Here is a 17,676-nt window from a genome sequence, read left to right on the forward strand (position 1 = left end):
GACGGCGCCTGTCAAGCCACTCAAGGGTGACCTAGGGTGTGCGCATGGACGAATCTACCGATCTCACCGAGCAGTTGATTGATTTATCGGTCGGCTATCTGCGGTCCGCCGCGTTGCACGCCGCCGCCCACTGGCGGCTCGCCGATCTGCTGGCCGACGGTCCGCGCAGCGCGGAGGACATGGCGGCGGAGGCGGGGCTCCACGGGCCGCATCTGGCGCGGCTGTTGCGTTTCCTGGCGGGGCACGGGGTGTTCCGGCAGGAGGAGGACGGCCGGTTTGCGCTGACGCCGCTGGCGGAGTTGCTGCGTGAGGACGTGCCGGGGTCGATGCGCGCGTACGTGGACGTGCACGGCAACGACATCTTCTGGCGGTCGGCGGCGGGGCTGAGCGACGCGCTGCGCACCGGCGGGAACCCGTTCGAGGAACAGTTCGGGATGCCCTTCTACAAGTACCTGTTCGCCCACCGTGAGCTGGGTGCGCAGTTCGACACGAGCATGGCGTCGTTCTCGGAGGCGCTGAGCGATCAGGTCGCCGCGGCGTACGACTTCGGTGCGGCGCGCACGGTGGTGGATGTCGGCGGCGGTCGCGGCGGGCAGTTGCGGGCGATTCTCCGGCGTAACGCGCACCTCGAGGGCACGCTGCTGGATCTGGAGCCGGTGGTGGCGGGGCACGTGCTCGACGTGCCGGAGCTGTCTGGTCGGTGGCGCGCGGTCGGCGGCGACTTCTTCTCGGCGGTGCCGGAGGGCGGCGACGTCTACATCCTCAAGCACGTGCTGGCGAGCTGGCCGGACGAGCAGTGTGTGCAGATCCTGGAGGGGTGCCGGCGGGCCATGCCGGACGACGGGCGGCTGCTCATGGTCAACGCGCTGGTGCCGGAGGGGAACGAGCCGCATCCGAGCAAGGTCGTGGACATGACGATGCTCACGGTGCTGAACGGCAAGGGCAGGACGCAGGCGGAGTACGAGGAGCTGATGCGCAAGGCGGGGCTGGCGCCGGGGCAGGTGCTGCACGTCTCGCCGCACGCCGCGATCATCGAGGCGGCGAAGGGCTGAGATCCGGCGGCCGCTCGACGCCGAACGGCGGCGCGGGCGGCCGGCGGCCCGGGAGAGTTCCGGGCCGCCGGCCGCCCGCGCCGTTCTCCGTCGTACGGTCGCGGTGTCCCCCGGGTGCCGTGGCGGGCTACGGCTGGAGGCGGACGGAGGTCCAGCCGTCGCCGTTGCGGTCGTAGCGCAGCCGCAGGTGGAGCCGGTCGGGGCGGTGGGCCCAGAACTCGATGTCCTCGGGCTGCAGCCGGTAGCCGTAGAAGCGCTCGGGGCGGTCGAGGGCCTTGCCGTCCGCGCCGAGCCGTTCGGCTTCCGCGCGCAGCGCCGCCGGGTCGTCGAGCGGCTCGCTCTGCCGGGACGCCGCGGACATGGCGTGCAGCGGGATGGCCCGGGCCTGCCACAGGCTGTCCGATTCGGCGACCGGGACGGGTGCGATGGTGCCGGAGAGCTTGATCTGCTGGCCGGTCTCGCGCCAGTAGAGCAGTCCGGCGCCCCAGTTGTTCTCCTCGATCTCGCGGCCCTTGCGGCTGCTGGCGTGGCTGGTGAACAGGATGCCGCGCTCGTCGACGGCGCTGACGAGGACGATGCGCGCGGAGGGCCGGCCGCGTTTGTCGGCGGTGGCCAGCGCGAGCGCCTTGGGTTCGCGGACGCCGAGTTCCACGGCGCGGTCCAGCCAGCGCCGCAGAAGGCCCACGGGGTCGGCGGGCGGGTCGTCGTACTCGGGGAAGTCCGCGTCGCTGTCGACGGTGAGGCTTTCGAACTTGCTGGTGTGCATCGCGTGCCTTTCTGCGGTGGCCGCCCGCCGGGCGCCCGGGGCTAGAGGTAGAGGGTGCCGCGTCCTACGGTGACGCCGTTGCCGCCGACGTGGACGGAGTCGATCCGGTCGCCGTCGCCCTCCGCGGTGGCGAGCATCAGCGAGGGCCGGCCCATCTCGACGCCCTGGAGTATCTCGACCTGTTCCCCGTACGCGGCCAGGCCGTGCCGGGCGAGGTGGATGGCGAGCGGGCCGGCCGCCGAGCCGGTGGCCGCGTCCTCGACGACACCGTACGCGGGTGAGAACATCCGGGCGCGCCACTGCCGGCCCCGGCCGGCGAAGCAGTTGGCGGCCATGTCGGGGAACGCGGACAGCGCGCGGTGGTCCGGCCGGAGCGCGGAGAGCGCGGGGATGCTGTCCAGGCCGACGAAGACGTGCCGGGGGCCGTTGCGGTAGACCTCGACGGGGGCGACGGACGTGTCGGCGCCGAGGGCGGCGAGGAGTTCGTCCGCCTGGGCGTAGGGCTCCCACTCGGGATGGGGCTGGCGCATGCTGACCTTGACGGCGCCCTCGTCGTCGGTGAGCCGGACGGGGATGACGCCCATCCCGGTCTCCAGGCGCAGGTCGTCCTGCTTGCGGATCTCGCCGAGGGCGACGGCGGTGCCGAGCAGCGGATGGCCGGCGAAGGGCAGTTCGTTCACGGGGGTGAAGATGCGGATGTGTGCGTCGCCGCCCTCGCCCGGGGGCAGGACGAAGGTGGTCTCGGAGAGGTTCATCTCCCGGGCGATGCGCTGCATCAGGTCGGGCGTCAGTTCCCAGGCGTCCAGGAACACGGCGACGGGGTTGCCGCTCAGCGGCCTGCGGGAGAAGGCGTCCACCAGCATGTAGTCGAGTTCGGGCATGTGCGGCACTCCTGACGGGCGGATACGGGTTCGTCGGTGGCCCGGAGGCCGGGGCTCGCGCGGTGGCGCGTGTCGGGTCTCACCGCCCGAGCACACCGAGGAGGGCGTCGCCGATGAGCCGGGGGCCGTCGACGGTGAGGACCGATTCGGCGTGGAACTGGAAGGACGCGAAGCGGGGGCCGCGCAGCGCGTCGATCTGGCCGGTGGCCGGGTCGCGGCTGACGCGGACGCGGCCGACGTCGGGTACGTCGAGGTCGTCGGCGGGGCTCACGGCGGCGAACGTGTTGTAGTAGCCGACGTGTTCGCGGCGGCCGAAGAGGTCGATGGCGCGCTGGACGCCCTGGTTGGGCCGGCTGCGGCGGACGAGGTGCAGGCCGAGGCGGAGGCTGAGCACCTGGTGGCTGAGGCAGACGGCGAGGAACGGGGAGCGCCGGCGCAGCAGGCCGGCGACGGCGGTGTCCAGCGCGGCGATCTTCGGGTCGGCGGTGGCGCGGGGGTCGCCGGGGCCCGGGCCCATGATGACGAGGTCGAAGCCGTCGACGGCGTAGGGCTCGTCGAAGCGGCGTACTTCGGCGATGGGGCCGAGGGCTTCGAGCTGCTGGACGATCATGGCGGTGAAGGTGTCCTCGGCGTCGACGACGAGGACCTTCAGTCCTTCCAGCGCGGGCACGGCCGGCGGGCGGGCGCCGGCGGCGAGCCAGAAGTCGGCGATGCCGGTGTTGCGGCCGCGCAGCACCTCGCGGACGGCGGGGTGGTCGGCGAAGCGCGGGGCCGGCGGGGCGGCGGGCGCGGCTTGTACGGACACAGCCGCTCCGGCGGGGCCCGGCGCGGTGTCGGCGGCGTCGTCGGCGCCGAGGGCGTCGAGCAGCGCGGCGGCCTTGGCGCGGGTCTCCGCCGACTCGCCCTCCGGGGACGAGTGGCGTACGAGGGTGGCGCCGACGGAGAGCGAGAGCCGCCCGTCGTCGGCGATGTCGGCGGTGCGGATGAGGATGGCGGAGTCGAGGCTGCGGCTGCCGGTGGGCTCGTCGCTGACGAGCGCGGCGACGCCGCTGTAGTAGCCGCGGCCGTGCGGCTCGTGGCGGGCGATGACGCGGGCGGCGCTCTCCACGGGGCTGCCGGTGACGGTCGGCGCGAACAGCGTCTCGCGCAGCATGTCGCGTACGTCGCGGGTGGTGTGCCCCTCGATGAAGTACTCGGTGTGGGCGAGCCGCGCCATCTCCTTCAGGGCGGGGCCGGTGACCCGGCCGCCGGCGGGGCAGATGCGGGACATCATCTTCAGTTCCTCGTCGAGCACCATGTACAGCTCGTCGGTCTCCTTGCGGTCGCGCAGGAAGGCGGTGAGGCCGTCGAGGGTGGGGCCGCCGGCGGGGTAGCGGTAGGTGCCGCTGATGGGGTTCATCACGGCGCGGCCCTCGTGGACGGAGAGGTGCCGTTCGGGGGTGGCGCCGACGAACGTGCGGCCGTCGGCGTGGATGGCGAACGTCCAGTAGGCGCTGGACTCCAGGGCGATGAGCCGCCGGAAGACGGTCAGCGCGGCGCGGGCGGGGTCGCCGCCGACGTCGGCGAGGAGGGTGCGTTTGATGACGAAGTTGGCGCCTTCGCCGGTGCCGATCTCGCCGGTCACGACGCGCCGTACGACGTCGGCGTACTCCTCGTCGGAGAGGTCGAAGCGGTGGCCGGAGAGTGCGGCGGGGGTGTCGGGGAGGCGGGTGAGGGTGTCGGCGAGCGGCACGGCGGCCTGTTCCGTGACGTTCATGGCGATGAGCGGCGCGCCGTCGTCGGGGGCGGCGAAGCCGCGTTCGGTGAGCTGCCGGTAGGGCACGACGAGGAGCGTGCGGTGGGCGGTGGCGGCCGGCGGGGCGGCGGGGGCGGCGGGCAGCGGGAGCCCGGCGAGGGTGCGGGGGTGGGAGAGGTCGCCGAGGAGTACGTCGACGGTGCCGGGTGTGCCGCTCTCCGGGCGGTGCAGGAGCGCGTACGCCGGCGGGAGTGGCCCGGTCAGCAGCCGGTCGAGCAGGGCGGTGCCGGGGGTGTCCCGGCGGGGTCCGGGGGCGGTGGTCATGCGAAGATCTCCGCGCTCGGGAGGACCATGCCGCAGCGGTGGGCCACGTAGTCGAGGGTCATGCGGTGCTGTTCCGCGGTGAAGTCGGCGACGGCGTCGGCGGCGAGGAACACCTGGATGTCGTGGGTGAAGGCGTCGACGGCGGTGGCGAGGACGCCGACGTGGGCGTAGACGCCGCACAGGACGAGCTGGTCGCGGCCCTCGGCGCGCAGCCTGTCGAGCAGCCCGGACTTGAAGAAGGCGCTGTAGCGCCACTTGGTCAGCAGCCAGTCGCCCTCCGCGGGGGCGAGTTCGGGGACGACCTCGCGGTCCTCCGGGGCGGTGCGCATGCCGGGGCCCCAGAAGTCGACGAGCAGGCCGCGTTCTTCCGGTGTCATGCCGCCGGGCTGCGCCGAGTAGGCGACGGGGACGCCGAGTTCCGCGGCGTGTTTGCGGAGCAGCGCGGCGTTGTGGACGAGCTGGGAGCGGACCTGTTCGGGGATGGGGCGCAGGAAGAACCGCTGCATGTCGTGGACGACGAGCGCCGCGCGGGCGGGGTCGGGGGTCCACGCCGCCAGGTTGGCCGGCAGGGTCTCTGCCGTCGGCAGCTCGTACGGGTCGATGGCGGGTATGCCGACCACGGTGGGGCTCCTTTCAGGGTGCGGTGGTGGTGTGCACGGGCCGGCGGGGCCGGGGCCCCGCTGCCCGTGCCGCCGTCACCGGGCGCGGTGGGCCCACGCGGCGACGAGCCGGTGGGCCTGGCCCGGGTTGAGCCGGGGGTCGCAGAAGCTGGTGCGCCGGCCGGCGGAGCCGATGGCGGCCATGTCGGTGGCGCACTCGGCGACCAGGTCCGGGGTGGTTTCGAGGTGGAGTCCGCCGTTGGTGCCGCCGGTGGCGTCGAGGACGTCGCAGAAGCCTTCGATCTCGGCGCGCATGGTGTCCATGAGGCGGGTCTTCTGCCCGTCGGGGCCGGTGATGGTGTTGCCGTGCATGGGGTCGCAGATCCACACGGCCGGGTGTCCTGCGGCCCGGACGGCCCGGACGAGGGCCGGCAGGCGGCTGGTGACGAAGCCGGCGCCCATGCGGGCGATGAACACCAGGCGGCCGGGGCTGCGCGCGGGGTCGAGGCGGGCGGCGAGTTCGGTGATGTCGGCCGCGGTGGTGCCGGAGCCGATCTTGCACGCCACGGGGTTGACTATGCCGGCCAGGAGCGCGATGTGGGCGCCGCCGGGCTGGCGGGTGCGCTCGCCCACCCACGGCAGGTGCGCGGAGGCGAGGTAGGGCTCGTCGGCGGCGGTGTGCCGCAGCATCGGCAGCTCGTAGTCGAGGAGCAGCGCCTCGTGGCTGATCCACACCCGTTCGGCGTCGGCGCGGCCGGAGTTGACGGCGTCGAGTTCGCGGACGACGGACCGGGCCGCCCGTAAGCAGGTGAGGATGCGCGACGGGTCGGGGCGCCGGGCCCGGGCGTCGGCCTCGGGGGCGTTGACCATGTGCCCGCGGTAGACAGGCAGGGTGACGTCGCCGATCTGCTCGACGGGTTTGGAGCGGGGCTTGGCGAACTGTCCGGCGATGCGGCCGATCCGCAGGACGGGGCGGCCGGTGGCCTCGGCCGCGGTGCCGGCGAGCGCGTCGATGAGCGCGCTCTTGCGCCGTACGTGGTACGGGGTGGACTCCGCCGGGTCCTCGGCGCAGTCGCCGGCCTGGATGAGGTGGGCGCGGCCCTCGGCGACGTCGGTGAGGGCGCGCCGCAGCCGCGCCGCGCCGTCGCCGGTGACGAGCGGCGGCGCGGCGGCGAGGGTCTCGCGAACCCGTCGCACCTGGCCGGCGTCCTCCCACACGGGTTGCTGGAGAGCGGATCTGGCGCGTAGGTCGTGGACTGAGCTGGGCACGTTCTCCCCCTGCCGGGTCAATTCCTGTCGAAGTACGCGGGCGGTGGGCCGGCAGCGTCAGGTCGGGATTCCTTCGCGGCGTACCGAGGGCACCTCGATGCCCAGGGCGCGGAACTGCTGGCACGGGTTCATGAACTCGCGCTGCTGCTTGATCTTGCCGTCCTCGAAGAGGAAGGAGTGCAGGAAGTGGTTGCGGTAGTGGCCGGGCTCGTAGCCGGGGAAGAGGATCTTCCCTTCGCCGTCGCACTCCACCCAGAAGCGGTCGGGGTCCTGGGTGTCGAAGATCTCGATGTTGATCCAGGCCCAGTCGGGGAAGCACTTCAGCGACCAGACGGCGTGCTCGCCGAGGGTGTCGCGGCCGCTGATGACGATGGGCTCGCCGGTTTCGGTGGTCCACAGGCCGCCGGTGCCGTCCTCGGTGAACAACAGGTGCCGCTCCAGCCGGTCCTTGCCGCGGCAATGCATGTACTTCTCGACGATGGCGCGGTTGTGGTCGCGTACCTCTTTTTCACTGGGCATGGATGTCTCGCTTCCCTTTACTCGGGTGGCGGCCGGGGGGTGGGCGCACGGGCTCCGTCGTTCCTAAGACGGCCCAACGGCCGCCGGGGACTTGGGTGTCGAAGTCGCGTCGGTCACCGGCCGGTTTCTGGAATTCCCTTGCCGGTGAGCTGAACGGTCCCGCGCGGCACCGCGGCACCGGAACTTGCTCCTGCACCATATCTGTCCTGAGGACCCTTTCAACACGAGGGAACGGCTTGGCGCGGACGCCTGGCAATGAATTGCCATTCTGTTTCGAGCCGCCTGTTCGATACGCCCCGCCGGTGTCGTGGTGGTGAATGCGCGCCCCCTTGAAGAGGGAGTCGAAAAGGCTTGGAGGGTCGCCACCGGGACCGGCCCGGGGGCCGTGTGCCGGAGCCGCCGCGGCGGGCGCGGCGGGGGCGTACGGAAGGAGCGCGTGCGTACGGGCGGGGCGCACGGGTTCACTCCGGCTCGCGGGCGGTCTTGCGCTTCGCCGCGTCCTGCCCAAGACTCCCCTACGACGTGTCAGGGGCACGGCAAAAGCCGGGCCGCTGACGGTGTCTCACGGGCTCGTCACCTCGAGCCCAGGGTTCCCCCAAACCGGAGGAGACATCTGTGAAGATCCCTCGCACCACCCCCACCGGGGCTTTCCGCGGCAGACTGCGGCTGATCACCGCGACCGCCGGCCTCGCCGCCGTGGCAGCGCTCGCGCTGCCCGCGGGTGCGAACGCACAGGAAGCCTCGCCCTCGTTCAGCGCCGCGGAGCTCCGGGCCGTCGACCTCGCGGTCGCCGAAGCGGACGTCGCGGGCACCGCCTGGTATGTCGACCGCGCCAGCGACACCGTCGTGGTCACCATCGACAGCACCGTCTCCAAGGCCGAAGTGGCCCGGATCACCGAGGCGGCAGGCGACAACGCCGGAGCCGTCAAGGTCGAGCGCACCAAGGGCAAGTTCACCAAGTACATCGCCGGCGGCGAAGCCATCACCACCGGCGGCGCCCGCTGCTCGCTCGGCTTCAACGTCCAGAGCGGCGACGGCACCAAGTACGCCCTGACCGCCGGCCACTGCACCAACATCGGCTCCTCGTGGAGCATCGGCACCACGACCGGCAGCAGCTTCCCGGTGAACGACTACGGCATCATCCGGCACTCCAACCCCGCAGCGGCGGACGGCCGGGTGTACCTGTGGAACGGGCAGTACCAGGACATCACCAACGCCGCCAACCCCTCGGTCGGCCAGTCCGTCCAGCGCAGCGGCAGCACCACCGGTCTGCACGGCGGGTCCGTCACGGGCCTGAACGCCACCGTCAACTACGGCGGCGGCGACATCGTGTACGAGATGATCCAGACGAACGTCTGCGCCGAGCCGGGCGACAGCGGCGGTCCGCTCTTCGCCGGCAGCACGGCCCTCGGCCTGACCTCCGGCGGCAGCGGCAACTGCTCCTCCGGCGGCACCACGTTCTACCAGCCGGTCGTGGAGGCCCTGAACGCCTACGGCGTCAGCGTCTTCTGATCCCGGCGCAGTTCCTCACGCACCACGGCACGTCGCCCCGGCCGGCCCCGCGCCGGCCGGGGCTCGCGCGTCCCCGGCCTCCCGCACGCGGCCGGTGCGCCCGGTCCGTACCCGAAGGGCACGGCGGGCCTCCGGTGCCGCCCGCTACTCGCGGCTCGCGATGAGCACCGCGACACCGTCGAGCAGCCGCTGCAGCCCGAACTCGAACTGGTCACCCTGGTACGGCGCGGCGCCCGCGGCGACGGCCCGGCGCAGCGCCGGGTAGCGCCCGACGTCGACCAGCCCGGCGACGCTCTCGTCGCGGATGCGCACCCGCTCGCCGGCCGGCAGGCCCGCCGGGGCCTCGGCGGCCTCCGGCAGGTGGAGCCGGCCCAGGCCCCGCACGTACGCGTCGACGGACTCGACCACGGCCAGTTTCTCGGACTCGCTCAGCCCCGTGCCGTCGAAGACGAGCAGCATCGAGTCCAGCCAGCGCAGCATGTTCGGGCCCGGCGCCTGCACGGTGGAGCCCAGCCGGCCCAGCCACGGGCGGCGGCGCAGTTCCTCCCAGTCCTCGCGGGCGGTCGCCTCCAGCTTCTGCCGCCAGTCGCCGGGCCGTTCGTGCGGGAGCACGTCGGCGGCGACCCAGGCGTCCAGCATCAGCGCCTCCAGTTCGGCGCGCCCTGGCAGATAGGTGTAGAGGGAGGCCGTGCCGATGCCCAGGCGGCCGGCCAGGGCCCGCATGGACAGCGCGTCGAGCCCCTGCTCCTCCACGAGTTCCACGGCCGCGGCGACGATGCGGTCCAGCGTCAGCCCGCGCACCGGGCCGCGGGCCCGGTCCGGCTCGCCCGCCCACAGCAGCCGCAGCGCCCGGCGCTGGGCCTCCTCGGCCGCGCTGCTTTCGTCGCTCACGAAGTCCCCGATCGGTCGCGGGGAGTGTATCGTTCGCCCGTGGTCCGAACACCGTTCGGAGTAAGGGGGGACAGGTGGCCGGTGCAGAGTCCGCCCATGGCACGGGCGCCCCGGGCGCGGGCCCGGCGCGGGCGCGGGAGGCGCGCGCGCTGCTGGCGGCGACGCTGGTGGGCGGCCCGTACGAGCTGATCGACTTCGTCCTCCCGCTCTGGGCGGGCGCGGAGATCGGGCTGGGAGCCGCCGGGGTCGGCGCGCTGCTCGCCGTGGAGCTGGTCTTCTCGGTGCTCGTACGGCCGGTCGCGGGCGTGCTCGCGGACCGGTACGAGCGCACCGTCGTCGCCGCCGCGGGCGCCGCGCTCTACGCCGTCTCCGCCGCCGGGTACGCGCTGGCCGGCGGCGCGCCCGCCGCCTGGGCCGCGGCGGCGGCGGGCGGCGTGGGCGGCGCGCTGCTGTGGGTGGCGGTGCGGGCGCTGGCCGGCGAGCGGCTGGCGGAGGACTCCTCGGTCTACCCGCGGCTGTTCGCCGCGCAGGAGACGGGTTCCTGGGTGGCGTTCGTCGCCGGCATGACGCTGATCGGGCAGATCGACTACCGCGGGGTGTTCCTGGGGTGCGCGGCGGCCTGTGCGGCGGCGGCGGTGGCGCTGCTGACGGCACCGCGCGGGCCTGCGCACGGCGGTGCCGGCAGGGACGAGGGGGACGGCGGCGACGGCGGGCACGGCCGGGACGACGGGCACGGCCGGGACGGTGCCGGGAGCGGGCCGGGCGCGGGGGCCGCGGCTGCCGGGCTGGGCTCGGTCGGCCGCCGGCTGCGCCCGATGCTGCTCGCCGTCGCGTTCACCATGACCGCCGAGGCGACCGTCTCCCTGCTGCTCCTCCTCCACCTCCAGCGGGAGTTCGACCTGGGCGTGGTGGAGGTGGCGTACGTCTTCCTGCCGGGCGCCATCGCCATGAGCGCGGCTGCCGAGCAGCTGCACGGGCTGGTGGTGCGCTTCGGCCGGCGGCGGGCGCTCACGGCCGCGTCGGTGTCGGGCGCGGGGTTCGCCGCGGGGCTGGCGTGGGCCCCCCACCCCTCTGTGATCGCGGGGCTGTGGATCCTCAGCGGGCTGTCCTGGGCGGTGGTGCTGCCGGTGCAGCAGGCGGTGATCGTGGAGGCCTCGCCGGGGCGGACGGGCCGGGCGATGGGGGTGTACGAGTCGGCGAGCCTGCTGGGGTCGCTGGCGGGGGCCCTGGCGGCGGGGGTGCTGTACGAGGGCGCCGACTGGACGGTGGCGTGCCTGGCGGCGTCGGCCACGCTGCTGGCGGGCGCGGTGGTCGTGCCCCGGGCGGTACGGAGCCTCGGAGTCGCCGACGTACCGCCCCCGCCCCCGGAGCCGAAGACGGCGCCGGAGCCGAAGCCGGAGCCGGACGACGACGCGGACCCCGGCCCCCGCTCGCGGTGACCCCCGCCGCTACGCGGTGCCCCGCGCCGCCGCGGCATCCCGGATCGCACGGGCCGCGGCGGTCGGGACGTAGCCCTCGGGCACGCCCTCGACCAGGATGATGTCACCCTCGATGTGGCGGGAGCGAAGCGGCGCCAGCTCCCGGTAGGCCGGCGAGTCCCACCAGGCCCGCGCCTCGGCCGCCCCGGGGAAGCCGATCATCACGATGCCCCCGCGCCAGTCGCCCTCCATCACCTCGTGCGGCGTGGCGTGCACGAGGTAACGGCCGCCGTACGGCTCGAAGGTGCCCGGCAGCCGCTCGATGTAGTCGGCGATGTCCGGGTGGGGGGCGGCGTCCTGCAGTCGGGCGATCACGTAGGCGGGCACGGCGGTCCTCTCGTTCGGTGCGACGGTCCGTACGCTGCCGAGCCTGGCAGGCGGACGGACCGGGGTCGATTACCCGGCACGTAGGCGACCCCGGCACGCGGCAGCGAGTGGAACCGTCAGGAGGGGATCCAGTCCCGCTGGATGTGGGGGGTCTCGATGCTCAGCGCGCGCATGTGCTCGATCGGGTTGGTGTACTCCCGGCTGGAGACGATGTGGCCGTCGCTGAGCGTGAAGCCGTGGATGAAGTGGTTGCGGTAGCGGCCCTGGGGATAGCCGGGGAAGCGGATGGTGCCCTCGCCCTCGCACTCGACCCATATCACCGACGGGTCCTGCGTCTGGTAGAGGTGCACGTCGCTCCACTGCCAGTCCGGCAGCACCTGCATCGACAACTCGCCGTGCCGCTTCAGCTTCTCTCGTCCCCGGACGACGATGGGCCGCCCCATGTCGGTGTAGAACAGCGACGCGGAGCCGTCCTCGGTGTAGAGCGTGTAGCGGCGCAGCCGGGCCTCGGCCCCGGTCTGCATGAACTGCTCGACCGCCCTGCGGTTGCGGGCCCGTAGGTCGTGGTGATCGGTGAACACCGGAGCGGCGGCATGGGACGTTCCGGACAAGGGCGTCGTCATCGGCGTCTCCTGACGCAGCGAACGGATGTGGTGGTGGTGCCTGTCGTGGGCGGAGCAGGCACGCCGCCGCGGGGACGGTGCGGCCGTACGCACGGGGCATCGGCCGGCGCGGGTGCCGGTGTCCGGCGCGGCGGGTGCCCTGCCGCGCCGGAGAGCAGGCGGGGCCCGCCGGCGGCTGCCGGCGGGCCCCTTCGGTCTCGACTCCGCGGCGTTCCCGTCGCCGGGACGCCGCCGGGCACGTGCGTGCCCGCGTGCCGAGTCCTTCTTCCGGCCGGGGCCGGTCGTGACCGCCGGTGCTACTGCCGGCCGGGCGGGGTGAGAGAGGGGCGGGAGTTGAGCTGCGCCACCTCGCTCTCCGCCTTCTTGCGGTACATCTCCATCATCTGGGTGACCTGTGCGCGGTCCCAGGTGTCGGGGCTCGTGGCCCGCTCCATGGCCCGGGCCGCCATGACCACGGCGTTGGCCTGCTCCACGCGGACGCGCTCGTACGCGGCGAGTCCCGCCGGCACGTCCCCGTCGGCCTGCGCCAGTTCGTAGGCGAGCACGCGCGCGTCGAGGACGGCCTGCGCCGCGCCGTTGCCCCCCGCCGGATACATGGGGTGGGCGGCGTCGCCGAGGAGCGTGACCCGGCCGCTGCCCCAGGCGGGCAGCGGGTCGCGGTCGACCATGGGGTACTCCAGGATGGTCCCGGAGTACTCCAGCAGGTGGCGCACGTCGAGCCAGCCCATCGACCAGTCCTCGAAGTAGTGCAGCGCGTCCTTGAACGTGCCCTCGCGGTGGTCGTCGACGGGGCCGTCGTCGGGCAGCGGACCCGGCTCGGCCACCCGTACCAGGCAGACCCAGTTGGTCCGGCCCTTGCCGATCGGGTACGCGACGAGCGTCACGTCTCCGTCGCTCGCCCCGACCCACGAGCGGCCGGTGAGGAACGGCGGGACGCCCTCGGTCACGCCGCGCCACATCCGCTGGCCGGACCAGGCCAGCGGCCCCTCGTCGGGGTGCAGCCGGGCGCGGACCGTGGAGTTCAGCCCGTCCGCGCCGATCAGCGCGGCGGCCTCCACGGTCTCGACGGCACCGCTCTCGCGGTTCGTCACGCGGACCTCGACCCGGTCGTCGTGCTGGGTGAAGTCCTCCAGCCGGACACCGGTGCGGACGGCGTCGGAGCCGAGCCGCCGGCGGACCTCCTCCAGGAGCATCAGGTGCAACTCGCCGCGGTGGATCGAGTACTGCGGCCACCTGGAGCCGGTCGCCTCGCCGCGCGGCTGGGAGAAGAGACGGTTGCCGGACTTGTCGCAGAAGGCGTACTCGGCGGTGGCCACGCCGAGTTCGGCGAGTTCGTCGCCGAGGCCCAGTTCGGTCAGCTCGCGGACGCCCTGGGTGAGGAGTTGGATGCCGACGCCGAGGGGGTCGATGCGGCGGGCGTGCTCGATGACGAGCGCGTCCTTTCCGGCGGCGTGCAGGCTCAGCGCGGCGGTGAGGCCGCCGATGCCGCCGCCGGCGATGAGTATGGGAGCGGTCATCGCGGGCCGCCCTCCACCGCGCCGGCACACCGGGTGCGGGCGCTTGCGGACGGGACGGGTTCGTGGTTGCGGACGTGGGCAGGCGGCGGGGTCGGGTCGAGGGAGGGGGAGCGTTCTCGGGTCTCCGTCATGCGTGGCTCCTTGTGCTGCGTGCGGATCTTCCGAGCGGGCTCAGTCCGCGGGCCGGACCCGCTCGGACACCTGAGAGGACAACTGGTAGTACCCGGCGAGCTTGAAGAACTCCTCGCCGGGCGCCACCGTGCCGGCGTAGACGTACCGGGGCTCGCCGCCGTGCACGGTCGGCATGTCGCGGGCGAACGTCGCGACGCGGGGATCGCTGCGGGACGGCAGCAGGTCCGGGTCCGAGGTCCGCGTGGAGAAGCAGATGCGCTCGATCCGGGTGGAGTCCCAGCGGAAGCTCGGGTACATGGCGAACGAGGTGCTGATGAACTCCAGCATCCGCTCGCTCGGCTCGGGCAGCCCCATGTCGCGGACGGTGGCGCGGACCGCGTCGGGGCGCGTGAACTCGGGGGTGAGCCCGCTGATGTAGAGGTTCCACGACCGGCTGCGGTGGTCGACGCCGATGGCGGAGACCTTGCCGTCGAGCCCGGCGGCGGCGAAGGACTCGGCGTGCTCGGCGAGGCCCGGGGGCATGGACGGCAGCTTCGCGAGCTCCCGCATGCTCTGCGGCTCGGGTATCGGGAAGAAGACGACGGCCTTCCGGAAGCCGCCCACGATGCCGAAGTCCACACCGTAGCCGTCGATGGGGAAGCGGTCGGCGATCTCGGGGAGCAGCCCGCCGATCGGGTGGTCGGTCTTGTCCAGCAGGCCGCCGGCCACGGCGGCGGCGTAGGGGTCGCCGGCCTCGGCGGGCAGGATGAAGTCGAAGGCCAGCTCGCCCCGGTACCGCTCGCCGCTGCCCATGCTGAAGATGATGTGGGCGTCGTCGAGCCACTGGCCGAAGGTGTCCAAAGCCGGCCAGACCTTCTCCCGGGTGCACGGCGCTTCCACTAGCCGGGCGGATTCCTCAACCGCTGAATAAATGGTTTCCAGCTTGGTGGCTTCGGGCATTCTTCCCTCCACGGGGGCAGAGTCGGTGTCCGTCAAAAGGGTAAATTCCCTCACCCCTGGCCCTCTTCGGTTCGAATCGACCAGCCGTGACGTGAGCGGCGCCGAGGAGTCGTATCGGACGGCCCGAAGCAAGCATGGGGAGGGTTTAGACCCTCACGATCAGCTTGGGGAACACGTCCGGATCCTCCCACTTCCCATTTGAGACTGACTTTACGTGGACTTGGTGATCGCTTGGCATATGCGCCGCCACCTTGGAAAAGACAGCCGGGCGAGCGGCGGCGGGCGGGCCGGTGACGATTCGCCGATTCCCGGGAGTATGGCGCATTCACGACGTTGGGACCGGCGCTCCGGCGACGATACGGAACGGCCGCCACCGGGAGGACCCGGTGGCGGCCGGCACCGCCCGCGCCGTGCGGCGCGGTTCGCCTCAGTGCTTGCGGAGCACCGCCCCGTACGCGTCGCACGCGTTCTGCGTCTCGCCCGCCGGGCGCCACCGGCTGACCGGGACGAGACCCGGGTCGACGGGTGTCCAGCCGTCGAGGATCCGCTCCAGGTCGGCGCGGCTCCGGTCGACCAGCGGGTCGCTGGCGCGGCGGAACATCTCGATGACGTCCGGCACCCGGGGGTCGATGTCGGACGAGATGTGGTTGATCGCCAGGTAACTGCCCGGCACCACCGCCTCGTGGACCCGGTGCACGATGGCCGCCGGGTCCTCCTCGTCGGTGAGGAAGTGCAGGATGCCCGACATCAGTACGCCCACGGGCATCGAGAAGTCCAGGGTGGCCCTGACGACCTCGTTGAACAGGATGGTGTCGGGGTCGCGCACGTCGCCTTCGAGGGCGACGGTGTACTCGCCGTCGGCCTGGAGAGCCGACATGTGCGCCACGGCGACCGGGTTCTTGTCGACGTACACCACCCGGGTCTCGGGGGCGATGCGGTGGGCGACCTCGTGGACGTTGTCGTAGATGTCCGTGGGCATGCCGCCGCCGATGTCGAGGATCTGCCGGACGCCGGCCTCGCCGACCCAGTACGCGACGGCGCGGTCGACGAAGAGCCGCTGCTCCCGCGTGAGCACCTTGAGGTCGGGCATGATCTGCTCGGCCTCCGCCAGGAGATCGCGGTCGGCGTACACGTTGTCACGGCCGCCCAGCGCGTAGTCCCAGAAGCGCGACGGGTGGGGCTTGCGCGCGTCCGGCAGCGGCATTCTCCCCTCGCGCCCGGCCGAGTTCCCGTCCACCGTCATGTCTGCCTCCGTACCCCCGGCCACCGGCGTCACTCACCGCCGAGCGTGATCGACGTGTCGATGAACTCGTTGGTCACCAGGTCCTCGGGCGTCAGCCCGTCCTTGATCGGCTTCTTCTGCGACGCGAAGACCGGCCCGGCGACGTCGATCAGCTCCTGCACCCGCCCGGTGTCGAACTCGCCCACCGGCTTGCCGGGCTCCGCGACGAGGTCGAGCGCCCGCATCTGCTCCACCGAGTACTTCCCCACGCCCGGGGAGAACGGCTGGTCGGCCTTGAACGCGTCGCGCAACTCGATGACCTTGTCGATCACCGGGTCCGGGTTCTCCATCAGGTCGACCGCGCCCTGCTGGATGACGGGCACGAGCTTCTTCAGGCACGGCGCCAGCTCGGCCTTGTCCGCCGGGCGGATCATCGGCGAGGGACCGGGGTTCGGGTAGTACTCGTAGGCGAGCTGCGACGCGACGGGCTTGCCCCAGTCGGGCAGTTCCTTCTCGTAGATGTACGGGTCCTCGGTGGCGTACCCGGAGGTGGCGATGTCGCCGCCTGCGGCGACGAAGCGTGCCGGGGAGCCGTCGCCGGAGCTGTCGACCTGGTCCTTCTTCAGGATGCCCTTGCTGGTCAGGTAGTCCATGTAGGGGGTGGGGACGTAGACGACGGTGGTGTCGGTCTTACCGATGTCCTCGATCGTCTTGACGTCCGGGTGCTTCTCCGGGTCCCACATGATGACCTGGGGGTTCTTCGCGAGCAGCGACATCACCGCGAGCGTAGGCTGCTTGCCGGAGTTCTGGATCGCCTCGTCGAAGCCCTGGGGGATGCCCAGGTGGATGCTGTCGTCCGTGTACATCTGCGAGGACGTCGGGTTGAAGCCGATCGCCGGGCCGCCGGAGCGCAGCTCCAGCTTCACGCCGGTGTCCTTGCCGCCGGAGGCGACGAGCGGGGCGGTGACCTTCTTGGCACCGGCGTCGACGTCCATCTCGTCGCCGAGGAGCTGGTACATGGCGCCGGCCGAGGTGATGTCCGGCCACCACGCCGTCTGGACCACGATCGTCTCCGGGCACTCCTTGCTCAGGTCCGTGGCGCCGCCGGCCTCGGCGGCCGGGGAGGCGCTGTTGTTGCCGTCGCCGTCACCGTCGTCGCTGTCGCCGCAGGCGGCCAGCACGGACAGCATCGCTACGGCGGCGGCGAGGGGGACCGCCCTTCTACGCACGTGGTGCAGAGACATGTGAGATCCAGTGACGATCGGGCGGCCGGGGGCCGGTCGGGCTGACGGGGATGCCGGACTGACTGATGCCTGATCATAGACATGCCTGCCGCGCGTGTGTTCGGCGCGGGCGCCGGTCGAGTTCCTTTTGCAACATGGGCGTTGGCCCTACGGAACACCCGGTTCCGCACGGGCCGGCGGGGGCGGGCCGGTCAGCCCCGCCAGTCGCCGACGCCGTCCCACGCGGCCTCCAGCTCGCGGGCGTGCGCCTGGCCCAGTTCGGCCCGCACCGCGGCGTGCGCGGAGAGCATCCTCTGCTTGCCGCCCGCCTCGTGGAGTTCGGCGCCGATCTCCCGGGTGCGCCCGTCCTTGCCCGCGTGCACGGACAGAAAGCCCCGCCCGCGGCCGATCTCGCACAACTCGTCCACCAGCACCCGGGTCCGGTACGCGGGGTCGTTCTCCCTGCGGCGGCGCTCCCAGGGCGGGGTGTCGACTCCCCCGCCCGGGCGGAGGCCCGACTCCACCCGGCGCCGGACGGACGCGGGCAGGGTCCGCTTCCACGCCTCCTCCGACCGGCGATCGCGCCGGTCGAGGGCGAAGGCGGCGAGGTTCAGGGCGGCGGTGATCCCGCCGATGACGACCACGACGATCAGCCACGTCGGCATGC

The 17,676-nt window shown here is 72.8% G+C and carries 18 protein-coding genes; 3 read left to right on the forward strand and 15 right to left on the reverse strand.

All coding sequences use genetic code 11. From position 1 onward, the window contains the following. Positions 1-44: 44 nt before the first annotated feature. The gene (locus O7599_RS03570) at positions 45-1,052 is read left to right on the forward strand and encodes a methyltransferase (protein ID WP_281620606.1); all 1,008 of its coding nucleotides are present in this window, start codon (positions 45-47) and stop codon (positions 1,050-1,052) included. A 127-nt stretch (positions 1,053-1,179) separates the two neighbouring features. Here the strand turns inward: O7599_RS03570 and phzG are convergent, their stop codons facing one another. The 6 genes from phzG to O7599_RS03600 all read right to left on the reverse strand — a co-directional run bounded on the left by phzG (position 1,180) and on the right by O7599_RS03600 (position 7,145). Continuing rightward, positions 1,180-1,818, reverse strand: coding sequence for a phenazine biosynthesis FMN-dependent oxidase PhzG (gene phzG / locus O7599_RS03575; protein ID WP_281620607.1), 639 nt, complete (start codon positions 1,816-1,818; stop codon positions 1,180-1,182). A 41-nt stretch (positions 1,819-1,859) separates the two neighbouring features. Next, on the reverse strand, positions 1,860-2,699 hold the full coding sequence (locus tag O7599_RS03580) for a PhzF family phenazine biosynthesis protein (RefSeq protein WP_281620608.1): 840 nt from the start codon (positions 2,697-2,699) through the stop codon (positions 1,860-1,862). Positions 2,700-2,778: 79 nt separating this feature from the next. Next, positions 2,779-4,758 carry an anthranilate synthase family protein gene (locus O7599_RS03585; protein ID WP_281620609.1) on the reverse strand — a complete coding sequence of 660 codons (1,980 nt, stop codon included), beginning with the start codon at positions 4,756-4,758 and terminating at the stop codon, positions 2,779-2,781. Beyond that, positions 4,755-5,378, reverse strand: a complete 624-nt coding sequence (locus O7599_RS03590; protein ID WP_281620610.1) for an isochorismatase family protein — start codon at positions 5,376-5,378, stop codon at positions 4,755-4,757. Before O7599_RS03590 ends, O7599_RS03585 begins: the two co-directional genes overlap by 4 nt. A 75-nt stretch (positions 5,379-5,453) precedes the next feature. Beyond that, positions 5,454-6,626 carry a 3-deoxy-7-phosphoheptulonate synthase gene (locus O7599_RS03595; protein WP_281620611.1) on the reverse strand — a complete coding sequence of 391 codons (1,173 nt, stop codon included), beginning with the start codon at positions 6,624-6,626 and terminating at the stop codon, positions 5,454-5,456. Positions 6,627-6,683: 57 nt separating this feature from the next. Beyond that, on the reverse strand, positions 6,684-7,145 hold the full coding sequence (locus tag O7599_RS03600) for a PhzA/PhzB family protein (protein ID WP_281620612.1): 462 nt from the start codon (positions 7,143-7,145) through the stop codon (positions 6,684-6,686). Between the two features lie 660 nt (positions 7,146-7,805). Here O7599_RS03600 and O7599_RS03605 point away from each other — a divergent pair. Beyond that, positions 7,806-8,657 carry a S1 family peptidase gene (locus O7599_RS03605; RefSeq protein WP_281623267.1) on the forward strand — a complete coding sequence of 284 codons (852 nt, stop codon included), beginning with the start codon at positions 7,806-7,808 and terminating at the stop codon, positions 8,655-8,657. A gap of 144 nt (positions 8,658-8,801) precedes the next feature. Here the strand turns inward: O7599_RS03605 and O7599_RS03610 are convergent, their stop codons facing one another. Continuing rightward, positions 8,802-9,548: a TetR/AcrR family transcriptional regulator gene (locus O7599_RS03610; RefSeq protein WP_281620613.1), complete on the reverse strand. Its 747-nt coding sequence runs from the start codon at positions 9,546-9,548 to the stop codon at positions 8,802-8,804. Between the two features lie 74 nt (positions 9,549-9,622). On the opposite strand from O7599_RS03610, the gene O7599_RS03615 reads away from it, so the two are divergent. Beyond that, entirely contained in the window at positions 9,623-10,987 is a 1,365-nt protein-coding gene (locus tag O7599_RS03615; protein ID WP_281620614.1) for an MFS transporter, read from the forward strand. Between the two features lie 9 nt (positions 10,988-10,996). Here the strand turns inward: O7599_RS03615 and O7599_RS03620 are convergent, their stop codons facing one another. The 8 genes from O7599_RS03620 to O7599_RS03655 form a co-directional block, all read right to left on the reverse strand. After that, a complete protein-coding gene (locus tag O7599_RS03620; protein ID WP_281620615.1) occupies positions 10,997-11,353 on the reverse strand; it encodes a DUF1330 domain-containing protein in 357 nt (118 codons plus the stop codon). Between the two features lie 116 nt (positions 11,354-11,469). Further along, entirely contained in the window at positions 11,470-11,976 is a 507-nt protein-coding gene (locus O7599_RS03625; protein WP_281620616.1) for a PhzA/PhzB family protein, read from the reverse strand. 296 nt (positions 11,977-12,272) lie between these two features. Further along, entirely contained in the window at positions 12,273-13,493 is a 1,221-nt protein-coding gene (locus tag O7599_RS03630) for an FAD-dependent monooxygenase (RefSeq protein WP_281620617.1), read from the reverse strand. Beyond that, positions 13,490-13,624: a hypothetical protein gene (locus tag O7599_RS03635; RefSeq protein ID WP_281620618.1), complete on the reverse strand. Its 135-nt coding sequence runs from the start codon at positions 13,622-13,624 to the stop codon at positions 13,490-13,492. Before O7599_RS03635 ends, O7599_RS03630 begins: the two co-directional genes overlap by 4 nt. 40 nt (positions 13,625-13,664) lie before the next feature. Next, entirely contained in the window at positions 13,665-14,564 is a 900-nt protein-coding gene (locus O7599_RS03640; RefSeq protein WP_281620619.1) for an aromatic prenyltransferase, read from the reverse strand. 427 nt (positions 14,565-14,991) lie between these two features. Further along, on the reverse strand, positions 14,992-15,807 hold the full coding sequence (locus O7599_RS03645) for an SAM-dependent methyltransferase (RefSeq protein WP_281620620.1): 816 nt from the start codon (positions 15,805-15,807) through the stop codon (positions 14,992-14,994). A gap of 29 nt (positions 15,808-15,836) precedes the next feature. Continuing rightward, positions 15,837-17,030 (reverse strand): hypothetical protein, encoded by a 1,194-nt coding sequence (locus tag O7599_RS03650; RefSeq protein ID WP_281620621.1) that lies wholly within the window; start codon positions 17,028-17,030, stop codon positions 15,837-15,839. A gap of 191 nt (positions 17,031-17,221) precedes the next feature. Beyond that, positions 17,222-17,674, reverse strand: a complete 453-nt coding sequence (locus O7599_RS03655) for a hypothetical protein (protein ID WP_281620622.1) — start codon at positions 17,672-17,674, stop codon at positions 17,222-17,224. Between the last annotated feature and the right edge of the window lie 2 nt (positions 17,675-17,676).

This window comes from Streptomyces sp. WMMC500, from assembly GCF_027497195.1.
Taxonomy (GTDB): Bacteria; Actinomycetota; Actinomycetes; order Streptomycetales; family Streptomycetaceae; genus Streptomyces.